This is a genomic window from Micromonospora sp. 067-2 (genome assembly GCF_046549295.1).
GTDB lineage: Bacteria > Actinomycetota > Actinomycetes > Mycobacteriales > Micromonosporaceae > Micromonospora.
Genome location: NZ_JAJPWB010000005.1, coordinates 319,939 through 332,984, shown reverse-complemented (window position 1 = coordinate 332,984; position 13,046 = coordinate 319,939). Strand labels below are relative to the sequence as shown.

General features: G+C 73.2%; 12 protein-coding genes. 7 read left to right on the top strand and 5 right to left on the bottom strand.

Annotated features, from left to right (window positions below):
• Nucleotides 1–59: 59 nt before the first annotated feature.
• Nucleotides 60–1,898, bottom strand: a complete 1,839-nt coding sequence (locus ACLJN9_RS14280) for a tetratricopeptide repeat protein (protein ID WP_410811771.1) — start codon at nucleotides 1,896–1,898, stop codon at nucleotides 60–62.
• 189 nt (nucleotides 1,899–2,087) lie between these two features.
• Here ACLJN9_RS14280 and ACLJN9_RS14275 point away from each other — a divergent pair, with 189 nt between their 5' ends.
• Both ACLJN9_RS14275 and ACLJN9_RS14270 read left to right on the top strand, forming a co-directional pair.
• The gene (locus ACLJN9_RS14275) at nucleotides 2,088–3,119 is read left to right on the top strand and encodes an SIS domain-containing protein (RefSeq protein WP_410811994.1); all 1,032 of its coding nucleotides are present in this window, start codon (nucleotides 2,088–2,090) and stop codon (nucleotides 3,117–3,119) included.
• A gap of 25 nt (nucleotides 3,120–3,144) precedes the next feature.
• Nucleotides 3,145–4,737 (top strand): histidine kinase N-terminal domain-containing protein, encoded by a 1,593-nt coding sequence (locus ACLJN9_RS14270; protein WP_410811769.1) that lies wholly within the window; start codon nucleotides 3,145–3,147, stop codon nucleotides 4,735–4,737.
• Nucleotides 4,738–5,066: 329 nt separating this feature from the next.
• Here ACLJN9_RS14270 and ACLJN9_RS14265 read toward each other — a convergent pair whose 3' ends face one another.
• Complete coding sequence (locus tag ACLJN9_RS14265) at nucleotides 5,067–6,611, bottom strand: glycosyltransferase family 39 protein (RefSeq protein ID WP_410811767.1); 1,545 nt, start codon at nucleotides 6,609–6,611, stop codon at nucleotides 5,067–5,069.
• A gap of 341 nt (nucleotides 6,612–6,952) precedes the next feature.
• Between ACLJN9_RS14265 and ACLJN9_RS14260 the strand changes: the two genes are divergently transcribed.
• The 4 genes from ACLJN9_RS14260 to ACLJN9_RS14245 are packed head-to-tail and all read left to right on the top strand — an operon-like array spanning nucleotide 6,953 to nucleotide 10,432.
• Nucleotides 6,953–8,665, top strand: a complete 1,713-nt coding sequence (locus tag ACLJN9_RS14260) for a nitrite/sulfite reductase (protein ID WP_410811765.1) — start codon at nucleotides 6,953–6,955, stop codon at nucleotides 8,663–8,665.
• A complete protein-coding gene (locus ACLJN9_RS14255) occupies nucleotides 8,662–8,823 on the top strand; it encodes a hypothetical protein (protein WP_410811763.1) in 162 nt (53 codons plus the stop codon). The genes ACLJN9_RS14260 and ACLJN9_RS14255 overlap by 4 nt, the downstream gene beginning before the upstream one ends.
• A gap of 53 nt (nucleotides 8,824–8,876) precedes the next feature.
• Entirely contained in the window at nucleotides 8,877–9,638 is a 762-nt protein-coding gene (locus ACLJN9_RS14250; protein WP_410811761.1) for a phosphoadenylyl-sulfate reductase, read from the top strand.
• Nucleotides 9,620–10,432 carry a sirohydrochlorin chelatase gene (locus ACLJN9_RS14245; RefSeq protein WP_410811760.1) on the top strand — a complete coding sequence of 271 codons (813 nt, stop codon included), beginning with the start codon at nucleotides 9,620–9,622 and terminating at the stop codon, nucleotides 10,430–10,432. Before ACLJN9_RS14250 ends, ACLJN9_RS14245 begins: the two co-directional genes overlap by 19 nt.
• Before the next feature lie 66 nt (nucleotides 10,433–10,498).
• On the opposite strand, the gene ACLJN9_RS14240 is transcribed toward ACLJN9_RS14245, so the two are convergent.
• Nucleotides 10,499–10,756 carry a WhiB family transcriptional regulator gene (locus tag ACLJN9_RS14240; RefSeq protein WP_007072794.1) on the bottom strand — a complete coding sequence of 86 codons (258 nt, stop codon included), beginning with the start codon at nucleotides 10,754–10,756 and terminating at the stop codon, nucleotides 10,499–10,501.
• Nucleotides 10,757–11,204: 448 nt separating this feature from the next.
• Nucleotides 11,205–12,155: a diacylglycerol/lipid kinase family protein gene (locus tag ACLJN9_RS14235; protein WP_410811758.1), complete on the bottom strand. Its 951-nt coding sequence runs from the start codon at nucleotides 12,153–12,155 to the stop codon at nucleotides 11,205–11,207.
• Between the two features lie 43 nt (nucleotides 12,156–12,198).
• Here ACLJN9_RS14235 and ACLJN9_RS14230 point away from each other — a divergent pair, with 43 nt between their 5' ends.
• The gene (locus ACLJN9_RS14230; RefSeq protein WP_410811756.1) at nucleotides 12,199–12,588 is read left to right on the top strand and encodes a hypothetical protein; all 390 of its coding nucleotides are present in this window, start codon (nucleotides 12,199–12,201) and stop codon (nucleotides 12,586–12,588) included.
• 24 nt (nucleotides 12,589–12,612) lie between these two features.
• On the opposite strand, the gene ACLJN9_RS14225 is transcribed toward ACLJN9_RS14230, so the two are convergent.
• On the bottom strand, nucleotides 12,613–13,020 hold the full coding sequence (locus ACLJN9_RS14225) for an ATP-binding protein (RefSeq protein WP_410811754.1): 408 nt from the start codon (nucleotides 13,018–13,020) through the stop codon (nucleotides 12,613–12,615).
• Between the last annotated feature and the right edge of the window lie 26 nt (nucleotides 13,021–13,046).

The window sequence follows — 13,046 nt, the reverse complement described above, 5'->3', positions numbered from 1 at the left end:
AGCCCTCCCCACCGCGCCGCGTCGTTCTCCCGGGAACGGCGCGGCGCGTCCGTGGGGCTTCAGGGGCGGCGGCGCAGGGTGGTGAGGCGCTGCCAGAGGCGGCGGAGCGCGTTGCGGGGGCGGGGAAGGTGGGACGGCTCGCCGCGCAGCAGTTCGGCGGCGAGCGCCGCGGTGGCCGGGTCCAGTGCCGGGGCGGCGAGCGCCAGGTGGGCCAGTGAGACGGCGATCGGCACCGGCCGTGCCCGGGCGACCGCCGCCGCGTCGGCCAGTCGCTCGGCCACCACGCGGGCCACGTCCGGTCGCACCGCCGGGTCCACCCAGGCGGCGGTGACCAGGGCGAACAGCGCCGCCTCGGTGATCCAGTCCTCCACGCCCCAGACGAGGTCCAGCAGCACCCGGCGGCGGGCCGAGCCGTCCCACGGCTCGTCGGTCCGGTGGTGCAGCAGTCCCAGGCAGGCCCACACCTGGACGCCGCGAACCCAGACCGACGGGTCGTGGGCGGCCAGCAGCCGACCGACCGCGTTGGCCGGCGCCGCCGGCGGGTGCACCAGCAGCCCGAGCAGGTCCGCCACGTCGAGACCGGCCAGGCCCACGGCGGCGTCGTAGGCGGCCGGCGGATGAGGCCACGCCGGGTGGGCGACCTGACCGATCCGCTCGACCGCCGCCGCCGAGGGTGCCGGCAACGCGGGCGTCGGAACAGTGTCCGCGTAGTGCCACAGCCGCTGGCCGGACGCCCGCCGGGGCTCGCGCGGGTCCGGCGCCTGCGTGCCGGCGACCTCGATCCGAAGCCCGGGCGCCACCGACGTGGCCGTCCGTACGGCACTCGGTGGGGCCGCCGTCGGCAGGCGTACCGCACTGCCGGAACCGTTGTCGTCGTCGAACACCGCCTGGCGCAGCGCGTCGACCAGCGGGCCTCCGGCCGGCGTCAGCTGGCCGAGCCACGGCCGGCCGCGGCAACACTGGGCGAGGTCGCCGTGCTCGTGGCTGTCGTCCGGGTGGTCACGCACGAAGTCGGCGAGCGCCACCAGGTGGGCCAGATCGCCGTCGCGCAGGTGTCGCAGGCGATGGGCGGTGTGCACCGCACAGTCGAACGACGGGTCACGGGCCAACGCACGCTCGGTCCACTCCAACGCCTCGTCCAGGCGGCCGGTCTCGGCCAGGGTGCCGGCGATGTCGGCGTAGATGGCCAGGTCGTCGGGGTCCAGCGCGACGGCCCGACCGAGCGCCGCGAGGGCCTCGCGGGTCCGGCCGGCGCTGCGGTACGCGTACCCCAGCCAGACCTCGCCCATCTTCGACGGCTGGGATCGTATCCCCCGAGTGGCCCACCGGATCGCCAGCGCGACCTCGCCGAGTCGCCGGGCCAGCGCGGACGCCGCGCCCAGCAGCAGGCCGTGCTCGGGGCGGACGGTGACCGCGTTGCGAGCCAGCGTGAGGTACGGCGTCAGCGCGCCCCGGCCGGCCCGTGGCACCGGGTCGGGCAGCGCGGCGCACACCTGCATGAGGACGCGGGCGATCTGCTCCGGGTCCAGCCGCTCGGCCAGTTCGGGTGCCGTCACCCACGGCACGCCGGCCCACTCGGTGCCGGGGGCGTGCCCGGTCGCCGCGGCCAGCAGCTCCAGCCCTTCGGCCGGACGGCCGGCGGCGGCCAGCAGGTGAGCTCGTGCGACGACGGCGCCGACGAAGGAATGGTGGGTGATCGGAAAGAGGTCGAGCCCGTCGCCACCGACCGCGGCCAGGCGGGCCAGGGTCTCGTGTACCTCCGGCAGGGTCGGCGCCCGGGCCAGCGCGCCGGCGAGGTGGCCGGCGGCGTGGTGGAGGTCGCCCTCTTCGAGTGCCAGCCGGGCCAGGGCCAGCTCCTCCGTCACGGAGAGCGCGGGGTCGTCCCTTCCCTCGGGCACGTCGTCCTTCCGTCGCAGCGATGCCGGGTGAAGCGGGGCAAGTCTAGTTGATATTGACATCACACGGTGATCATCTGCGCACTGCTGCTCGTTCGATTGCTCGGAGCCGTTCAAAGGTGCAACACTGAGCAGGAAACGCGCGGCAACCGCGCAAAAGGAGGAGTGCTCGTGACACGTGCAGGGGCCGGGATGGCCGCCGACATCGACGAGCAGCCCGCCGGCTACGCCCGCCTGCTCTCCACCGTCAACGCCGGGGAGATCGCCAGGGTGGCGGCGGTGGTCGCCGAGCGCCGGCCGCGGCACGTGGTCTTCACCGCACGAGGCACCTCCGACCACGCGGCCCTCTACGGGGCGTACCTGACCGAGATCCGGCTCGGACTGCCCGCCGGGCTGGCCTCGCCCAGCGCGGTCACGCTGTTCGGTGCCCGTCCCGACCTGTCCGACGCGCTGGTCGTCGGCGTCAGCCAGAGCGGCGGTTCGCCCGACCTGGCCGAGGTGCTCCGCGCCGCGCGGGCATCCGGCGCGCTGACCCTCGCGGTGACCAACGACCCGGGGTCGCCGCTGGCCGAGGTGGCCGAACTGAGCGTCGACATCGCCGCCGGACACGAGCGGGCGGTGGCCGCCACCAAGACGTACACCGCCGAGCTGCTCGCCCTGCTGATGCTCGTGGAGGGGATCCGCGCCGGCGACGGGGTGCTTCCGGCGGCCGAGCGGGAGGCGCTCGCCGAGCTGCCCGACCTGGCCGCCCGCACCCTGGCCGACGACACCCCGGCCAGGCTCGCGCCGCGCTACCGGTTCGCCCGCCAACTGGTCACCACCGGTCGCGGGTACGCCTACCCGACCGCCCGGGAGGCGGCCCTGAAACTGATGGAGACCTCCTACCTGCCGGCGCTCGCCTTCTCCGGCGCCGACCTGCTGCACGGCCCGCTCGCGATGACCGATCCGGAGGTCCCGGTGCTCGCCGTGGTCGGCTCCGGCCCGGGTGGCCGCTCGATGGGGGAGGTGCTGCCCCGCCTCGGCGAACGCCGCGCCGACGTGGTGGTGGTCGGCTCCGCCGACGTGCCCGGCACTGCCCGGCTCGCCGTTCCCGAGGTCGACGAGCGGTACGCACCACTGCTGGACATCCTGCCGTTGCAGAGGTTGGCCCTGGCGTTGGCGCTGACCCGGGGCGAGGACCCGGACGCGCCGCGCGGGCTGAAGAAGGTCACCGCGACGATGTGAAGCCCGGCGTGGCACCCTGGTCACCGTGTCCACGCTGCGCGACCTCGCCGAGGAGCACACCCATCTCCGTCCGGCCGACATCGACCACCTGCACCGGATCGCCGGCGACTGGCAACTGCTCTCCGACCTCTCCTTCGCCGACCTGCTGCTGTGGGTGCCGGTCGACGCCGACGGCACGTTCCTCTGCGTCGCCCAGGTCCGCCCGACGACCGCACCCACCGCGTACCAGGACGACCAGGTGGGGCGAATCGTCGGCGGGCCGGAGGTGGCCCACCTCCAGGTGGCGTACTCCCAGGGCCGGATCTGGCGGGAGGGCGACCCGGTCTGGTACGGCGACGTGCCCGCCCGGCACGAAGCGATCCCGGTCCGGCTGCGAACCGACGATGGGGAGGCCGGTGAGGTGATCGCCGTGGTCGGCCGGGACACCAACCTGTCCACCGCGCGAACCCCCAGCCAGTTGGAACTCAACTACCTGACCACGGCCGACGACCTGGCGCAGATGATCGCCGACGGCACCTTTCCGCCGCCGCGGCACCCCGGCGAGACCACCTCCGCGCCCCGGGTCGGCGACGGCCTGGTCCGGCTGGATGCCGGCGGCAAGGTCACCTACGCCAGCCCGAACGCGCAGTCCGCGTACCGCCGGTTGGGCTACGCCTCCCACCTGGTGGGGGAGGACCTGGCCGCGCTGCACCGCCGGTTGGCCGGTGACCCACTGGACGGCACGGAGGCGGCGAACGGCATCCTGGCCGCGCTGCGGGGCGAGGCGCCGCCGCGACGAGAGATCGACGCACGTGGCGCCACGATGCTCACCCGGGCACTGCCGCTGATGCCCGCCGGAGTGCCGATCGGCGCGCTGGTGCTGGTTCGGGACATCACCGAGGTACGCCGCCGGGACCGGGCGTTGATCACGAAGGACGCGACCATCCGGGAGATCCACCACCGGGTGAAGAACAATCTTCAGACGGTGGCCGCGCTGCTGCGCCTGCAGGCTCGCCGCGTCTCCATGCCGGAGGCCCGGGTCGCCCTGGAGGAGTCGGTCCGCCGGGTCGCCTCGATCGCGCTGGTGCACGAGACGCTCTCCATGTCCAGCGACGAGGCGGTCGAGTTCGACGGCATCGTCGATCGGGTGGCGAGCGCCGCGACCGAGGTCGCGGCGACGGAGGTGAGCGTCGGCATGCGCCGACGGGGCAGCTTCGGGGTGCTGCCCGCGGAGATCGCCACCTCGCTGGTGATGGTCCTCAACGAGTTGCTCCTCAACGCCGTGGAACACGGCTTTCCACCAGCGGACGAGGCGGACCCTCCGGCCGTGCCCGCCGCCCCGGACGCCGTGCCCGCCGTCGTTGCGCCGACCGATCCGGCGCAGCGGCCGGAGGTCGTGGTCTCGGCGCACCGGTTCCGCAAGATGCTGCACGTCTCGGTGACGGACAACGGCCGAGGGCTGCCCACCGGCTTCGACGCCGAGCGCGGAAGCAAACTCGGCTTGCAGATCGTCCGTGCGCTGGTCACCGGCGAGCTGCGCGGCACCATCGAGCTGCGCGCCGGTGCCAACGGCGGCACCGAGGCAATGCTGGTCGTCCCGCTGGCCCGCACCGCGCCCGACGGCCGCACACAAGCCTGACGCGCTCGGCCCGCTCCGCACGCGCCCGCTCCGCACGCGCCCGCCCGCTCAGCCCGCGCCCGCACGCGCCCGCCCGCTCAGCCCGCGCCCGCCCGCTCAGCCCGCGCCCGCACGCTCCGCACGCGCCCGTACGCGCCCGCACGCTCCGACCGCCCCGTCCGCCCCGCCCCGCCCGCGCTCGACGGGTCGTCCGGGACCGGTGCGCCGGAAAGCGTGATGCCTCTGAGGCATTTTGATGCCTCAGAGGCATCACGCTCATTGTGGTGAGGCCTACCCCGCGCTTCCGCCCCGAGCCCGAGGTCGGTGGTCTGACCTGCGTCGCGCCGAGGTCAGCGGCTGGGGCGACCGTTCAGCAGGGCGACGGTCAGCCCGGGGCGCTGCCAGACACGGGCGACGGTGAAGTCTGCGCGCAGCGCGTCCCCCTTGGCACCCGGCACCCCGGCCAGCGGATCGGCGTGCCGCCCGGCGACGACCAGCCACACCCTGGGCGTACCGGCCAGACACTGTGCCGGTCGGGGGCACTCCGCGGCCCACAGGTCGCCCCGGCGGGCCTCGTCCTCCGTCTCCAGCACGTCGCGGGGCGGATCGCCGAGGTGGTACTCGATGCCGAGGTCGAGAAAGAGCCAGCTCCGCCGGGGCGAGTAGACGACGGCGTCCCCCGGTCGCTGCCCGTCGGCGATCACCCGCGCGGCACCCGTGTAGTCCACCGGAGCGCTGCGCGGCCACTCGTGCGTACGCCGCAGCGCCGCCTGGTCGGGCAGGCCGAGCAGTCCGGCCAGGACCACCACGGCCAGCGCGGCCGGCGCGCCCACGCCGGCCAGCGCCGCGCCGGCGAGCAGACAGGCGAAGGGCACCACGAAGACCAGATACCGGGGTACCCACAGCGGCACCACCGTGCCGGCGGCGAAGAGCAGCAGGACCGGCAGCAGCACCGCGCTGAGCGGCAGCACGGCGCGTCGCCCGAGCCGGGCCGCGCCCAGCGTCGCGAGGCCGACGAGTAGCCCGCCCACCACGCTGCTCTGGGCCACCCCACCGGGCAGCGCGGCCAGGTCGTCCAGCCGCGCCGGATGCACCCAGTCCAGCTGCCGGGATCGCTGCGTGCCGGCCTTGAGCAGCAGCGGACCGACCAGTAGTGCGGTCGGCAGCAGCGCGACCGCCCACCGCCACACCCGTCGGTCCGGCCGGCCGGCCCCGCCTGCCAACCTGGCGTCGCCCAGCCATGCGGCGCCGCCCTTCGACGGGGTGATGCCGGCCGCCGCCGAACCCCGCCACCAGGCGATGAGGACGACCAGCGCGTGCGCGGCGAGCAGGGTGAGTGCGATCAGGTGGATGAGCCCGAGCGCCGCCACGGCTGCCGCGTACCCGGCCCATCGGGGCCAGCTCGGTCGGTGCAGCGCCGCCACCAGCAGCAGGGTGGCGAGTACCGCGAACATGGTGGCCAGCGCGTACGGGCGGGCCTCCTGGCCGTAGCGGGAGGTGCCGGGGAGCAGCGCGAAGAGCAGCCCGGCGAACAGGCCCGTCCGGTCGTCGACCAGCCGCGCGCCGAGCACGGCGACGAGGCCGGCGGCGACGGTCATCGCCAACGCGGCCGGCGCGCGCAGTGCCACCGTGGAGTCGCCGACGATTGCCACCCAGACGTGCATCAGCAGGTAGTACGGGCCGGTGGCGGCGTCGATGGTGCCGGCCAGCCGGGCAAGGTCGCCGGGTGACCGGGTGGCCGCGCTCCAGGTGGCCAGCTCGTCGCGCCACAGCTGGGCGGAACCCAGCCCGGTCGCGGTCACCACCAGGGTCAGCAGCGCCGGAGGAAGCCAGACCGGAACGCGCCCGAGGCGGACCCGCGCCGTCCTGGTCGACGTTCCGGACAATGTGCCCACGATCCGAGCCTGCCACGGCCGCCCTGATCGCGGGTGCGAGCCGGCGGCCCTCGGCCCGTGATGTGGGATCGCGCACGCGTACATTGGCCGGCCCCCATGGGGTGTGGCAGCATGGGCCCATGACCGCCGCTGTCGTCCGCCGCTTCGTGGCACGTCGCCACGTTGATTACGGCCGCGTGCGCAGCGCGATCTGTCCGGCCCACTGACGACGCCCGATCACTCTGTCTCGGGCGCGCTCCGCGCCGGCTGTCTTCGACATCGTTGTCCCGCCCGCTCCCGCAGGGCCGGCCGCCGCGCCCCGCGCCCGCCCCGAGGCACCGCAGACAACGGAGGACGCCGCGATGGCGGTCAGCAGCACCCCGGCCCGTTCCGAGGACCCGACGGCCAGCCCGAGCAGGGCAACGCGCCGGCCGCGGGGTGAGGGTCAGTGGGCGCTCGGCCACCGCGAGCCGCTCAACCCCAACGAGCGGACCAAGAAGGACGACGACCCGCTCAACGTCCGGGCCCGGATCGAGACCATCTACGCGCACCGCGGCTTCGCCTCCATCGACCCGCAGGACCTGCGCGGCCGGTTCCGCTGGTGGGGCCTCTACACCCAGCGCAAGGCGGGCATCGACGGCGGGCGTACGGCGGTGCTGGAGCCGCACGAGCTGGAGGACGAGTTCTTCATGCTCCGGGTCCGCATCGACGGCGGTCAGCTCAGCCTGGCCCAGCTGCGGGTGATCGCGGACATCTCCCGGGAGTTCGCCCGGGACACCGCCGACATCACCGACCGGCAGAACATCCAGTACCACTGGATCCGGGTCGAGGACATGCCGGAGATCTGGCGCCGGCTCGAGTCGGTCGGCCTACAGACCACCGAGGCGTGTGGTGACTGCCCCCGGATCGTGCTGGGCAGCCCGGTCGCCGGGGTGGCCCGCGACGAGGTGCTCGACCCGACCCCGGCGGTCGACGAGATCGTCGCCCGGTACGTGGGGGACAAGCAGTTCTCCAACCTGCCCCGTAAGTTCAAGACGTCGATCTCCTGGCTCGTGGACACTCCGTACCAGTCGAACGACATCTCCTTCCTCGGCGTCGACCACCCCGAGCACGGCCCCGGTTTCGACGTCTGGGTCGGCGGCGGTCTGTCCACCAACCCGATGCTGGCCCAGCGACTCGGTGTCTGGGTGCCGATGGCCGAGGTGCCCGACGTGTGGGCCGGCGTTGTCGGGATCTTCCGCGACTACGGCTACCGCCGGCTGCGCCACCGGGCCCGGCTGAAGTTCCTGGTGGCCGACTGGGGTGTGGAGCGCTTCCGCGAGGTGCTGGAGAAGGACTACCTCGGTCGGACGCTGCTCGACGGGCCAGCGCCGGACCTGCCCAGCAAGCCGGTCGACCACGTGGGCGTGCACGAGCAGGCCGACGGGCGGCACTACGTGGGTGCCGCGCCGGTGGTCGGCCGGGTGTCCGGCGGGCAGCTCGCCCAGCTCGCCGACGTGGTCGAGGCGCACGGCAGCGACCGGGTGCGGCTCACTCCGTACCAGAAGCTGCTGGTGCTCGACGTGCCGTCGGAGCGGACGGAGCCCCTCGTCGACGCGCTGCGCGGGATCGGCCTGGAGGCCCGGCCGTCGGCCTGGCGGCGCGGCACCATGGCGTGCACCGGCATCGAGTACTGCAAGCTGGCCATCGTCGAGACGAAGGCCCGCGGCGAGGAGCTGGTGGCGCGGCTGGAGGAGCGGCTGCGCGACTTCGACGCGGACATCTCGATCCACATCAACGGCTGCCCGAACGCCTGCGCCCGCACGCAGGTCGCCGACATCGGCCTCAAGGGCCAGCTCGTGGTCGGTCCGGACGGGCGCCAGGTGGAGGGTTTCCAGGTGCACCTGGGCGGCGGCCTGGGTATGGCGCAGGGGCAGACCGCCGGCTTCGGGCGCAAGCTACGCGGCCTGAAGACCACCGCCGAGGAGCTTCCCGAGTACGTGGAACGACTCGCCCGCCGCTACCTGGCCGGTCGGAGCGAGGGCGAGACGTTCGCCAACTGGGTGATCAGAGTCGACGAGGAGGCCCTGCGATGAGCAGCGAGAACCGAGCGGCACCTCTGTACTGCCCGTACTGCGGCGAGGAGGATCTGCGCCCGCACGAGGCGAGCCACGGCGCCTGGGAGTGCCACGCCTGCACCCGGGTCTTCTCGGTGAAGTTCACCGGGCTGCTGTCCCGGGCGGTGACCCGGTGAGCGTCGGGGGTGAGCTTGCGGGCCCCGCAGTCGTGAACGAAAGGCCAGCTCGGGTGGGCCTCGTCTCCGCTGCCGGCCTGGGCCTGGTCGGCCCGGGCGGTCCGACGCCGGTCGACCCGGCCCGACGCAGCCCGGACGAGCTGCGGGCCCTGGCCGAGCAGGCGGGCCGGGACCTGGAGGGCGCCCCTGCGCTGGAGATCGCCCGCTGGGCGGCGCAGGCCTTCGGCGAGCGGTTCTGCGTCACCAGCTCGATGGCCGACGCGGTGCTGGCGCATGTGGTGTCCCGGGTAGCCCCGGGGGTGGACGTGGTCTTCCTCGACACCGGCCTGCACTTTCCGGAGACGTTGCGAGTCCGTGACGAGGTGGCCCGGACGCTTCCGGTGAACGTCCGCTCGATCCGGCCCCGACTCACCGTCGGGCAGCAGGACGGCCAGTACGGTCCGCGGTTGTTCAACAAGTCGCCGGACGACTGCTGCCAGCTGCGCAAGGTGGAGCCGTTGGAACGGGCGCTGACCGGGTACGACGCCTGGGCCGCGGGCCTGCGTCGGGACGAGTCGCCGACCCGGGCCAACACGCCGGTGGTGACCTTCGACCCACGGCGCGGCAAGGTCAAGGTCAACCCGATCGCGGCCTGGTCGCAGGGGGACGTCGACGCCTACATCGCCCGTTGGAACGTGCCGGTCAACGAGTTGTTCAAGCAGGGGTACGGCTCGATCGGCTGCTGGCCGTGCACCCGCCGGACCAAGGCCGGCGAGGACGCGCGGGCCGGCCGGTGGGCCATGTTCGAGAAGACCGAGTGCGGACTGCACGTCTGACCTCCCCGACTCCGACCCCGACCTGGCCCGGTGCGCCGGGCGGGGCGGATCCGGTGGTGCTCGTCGCCCACGGCAGCCGCGATCCGAGGGCGGCCGAGGCCACCCGGGCGCTGGCCCGGGCCGTGTCGGCGGCCCGGCCCGGGCTCCCGGTCCGGGCGAGCTGGCTGGACCACACCGAGCCGGGTCCGACCGAGGTGCTGCGCGAGTTGGCCGTGGCCGGCCATCGTCGGGCGGTGCTGGTGCCGCTGTTGCTGACCGCCGCGTACCACCATCGGGTGGACATCCCGGCGGCCGTCGCCGCCGCGGCGCAGGCCGGGCCCCCACTGGCGGTACGGGTGACGGACGTGCTCGGCCCGGCCGACGGAAGGGTGGACCCGGCGTTGCTGGCCGGGCTGTGCCGTCGGCTCGGCGAGTCGCATCCGGGCCGGTTCGACGCGCTGGTGTTGGCTGCGGCGGGCACCCGGGATGCGCGGGCACGTGGCTCGGTGGGCCGGGTGGCGAAGGCGCTGGGCGCGGAGTTCGCAGTGACCTGCCGGGTGTCGTACGCCTCGGCGGCTCCGCCGGCGACAGGTGTCGCGGTGTCCGCCCTGCGCAGGGCGGGCGCGCGCAGGGTGGCGGTGTCCGGGTACTTCCTGGCGCCGGGCCTGTTTCACGACGCGGTCACCGAGGAGGCTCGGGCCGCTGGCGCGGTGGCGGTGTCCGCTCCGCTCAACGACGCGTCCGAGCTGGTCGAGCTGGTGCTGCGCCGGGTCGATGACCGGTCCGATCGCCGCTTCCTGAGATCGGCGGGGTGACCGGGGCTGGACAGCAGAACACCCCGGCGGGCGAACCTGCCGGGGTGTTGCAGCTGTGTCGGGGGATCAGGCGGAGTGAGCGCGCAGCACCCGGAGGCCGCCGCGCCGCTTGACAGCGCGCCGCTCCTCCTCGCTCATTCCGCCCCAGACGCCGGCGTCCTGACCTGACTCGAGTGCCCACTGCAGGCACTGGTCGGTCACGGAGCAGCGCCTGCAGACGGCCTTGGCCTGCTCGACCTGCAGGAGAGCCGGTCCGGACGTCCCGATCGGGAAGAACAGCTCCGGGTCCTCGTCGCGGCAGACAGCATGGTGACGCCAGTCCATGGCGGCAACACTCCTCATTCTGGATGGGTGGCAATTAATCGCTAGGTCGTGCTTTTCCTATATGCATCAGCAGTGCCGATGGTGACAGTTCGCGTCCGGCCATTCGGCATTGCGTGAGCAGGCAGTCAGCCCGTGGACCTGCTGGAACAGCTCAACCTGACGAGCATATCCAGGCAATGTCCCGGTAACTCAAGTTCGCTTGTGAATACTTTCACGAACAGTCGCGATGTCAAGGGTGACGCTCGGAAAAACTCCGGTCGGTGAGCAAGCCCACAACCCATTTGTCCGGGTTCCAGTGCCTTCCTGGTTACCCGCCGTGCCACAGTCGAGGATCAATATAGTACAGTGCGCGTGACATTGCTGACATTTCCGGCACCTGCCCCTCGGTGTGGCGGCGGCCGCGCCATTGCGATGTGGCGCCGCGTCGACCTAGGGCAGTACCCGAGACCTAGCAGATTACTCTCAGTGCGGCGGGAACGGAGGTGAATCTGATTTTCTCCCGCTCGCCGAGGTAGTCGCCGTCGAGCTGGAACGCCTGCGGACGGCTGGAGAGCAGGGTGAACTCCGCAGTGTCATGGAGTCGTAACACCTGCCGCCCCCGAGGATCCGGCCGCTGGGAGAAGAACTGCGTCACCGTTCGTGTCGTGCTCGCCACCCGGAGCTGACGCAGCGCCAGCACGTCGAGCCCGAGGTCGAACGACGCCGTCGGGTTCGGGTTGACCTCCCGATCGCCCAGGTACGTCCAGGGCGCGGTGTTCTGGATGATGACGGTGGCCAGCTCGGCCTCCGCCGTCTCGCCCGGGCGCTCCAGGACGATCGCGGGGTGCCGCCGGTCCGAGGCGAGGAAGTACTGGTTCATGATCGAGCGAAGGTAGAGCGCCGGGGTGGAGACCCGACCCTTGCGCCGGGCCTGTTCCACCCGGTGGATCACCGCGGCGTCCAGGCCGAACCCTGCGCAGAAGGTGAAGTAGCGGTCGTCCGCGCGGCCCAGCCCCACCGTCCGGCTCCGACCCAGACGCAGCCCTTCGAGGATCATGCTGGTCGCCTCCGGCCACTCCCGGGGCAGGCCCAGCGCGCGGGCGAACACGTTGGTGGAGCCGCCCGGAACGGTGGCCAGCGCGGGCAGCCGCTCGGCGAACGTGGCACCGTCGACCCCCGCCGGCGGCTCGGCCGTCATCAGGCCGTTCACCACCTCGTTCACGGTGCCGTCACCACCCAGGGTGACGAGGAGGTCGATTCCCTCCGCGGCGGCCTCCCGGGCCAGCGCCATGGCGTGCCCACGCCGACGGGTGTAGCGCACGCTGAGGTCGACTTCGCTGCGCAGCGCCCTGACAAGCACGTCTCGGCTGCGTTCGCTGGTGGTGGTGGCCTTTGGATTGACCACCAGGACGGCCCGCATGGGCGGCACTGTACCTCCCGGTAGGCCGGGTATCGTGTCGCGCGTGACCATCGACTCGGACCCGATTCCCGTCACGCTCCGCTGGGCGGTCCGGCTTCTGTGGGCCGAGGCGGTGGCAGTCGGGCTGATCTCCGCCTGGTTGGTCTGGGCCGATGTCACCGCCACGACCACTGATCTTCCGTCGGCGTTGCTGGTGACGGCATTCGCCGCCGGGGTGGCGGTCGCGCTGTGGGCGCTGGGCCGCGCGCTGCTGCGCCGCCGAGCCGGCGCGCGTGCCCCCGCGATCGTGCTCCAGCTGATGCTGCTGCCGATCGGGTGGTTCATGATCCAGGCGGGGCTGGGTTGGCTGGGCGTGCCACTGATGGCGCTCGGCCTGGGCGTCGGCTGGTTGCTGGTCAGCCCTCCGACGACCCGCGCTCTCGGCTTCGAGTGACCCGGCCCGGCAGGTGCCGGCGCGTCAGTACCCGCCGGAGCGGCGGGTGAGCAACGAGATCGTGGCCCGGCCCTCGGCGGCCGTGGCGAACGCCGACGTGGTCAGCGCGGTGAGCACCTTCCAGGCGAAGGACGACTCGGCGGGCAGCGTGGCGCCGCGCACGGTCGGCACGGTGACCTCGACGGTCAGTGCGTCGTCGCTGACCGAGAACCGGCACTCCAACTCGGCGTCCCGGGTGGCGATGGCGAGCAGCATGGCGCACGCCTCGTCGACTGCGATCCGCAGATCCTCGATCTCGTCGAGCGCGAACTGCAACCGGGCCGCGAGACCTGCGGTGGCGGTACGGAGCACGCCGAGGTAACCGCCGTCGGCGGGCACCGTGAGGTGCACCACGTCGTCGTCGGTCGCTGGCTGGCCGGTCAGTTGAGTCACGCCTCATCCCCCCGGTCGGGGACTCT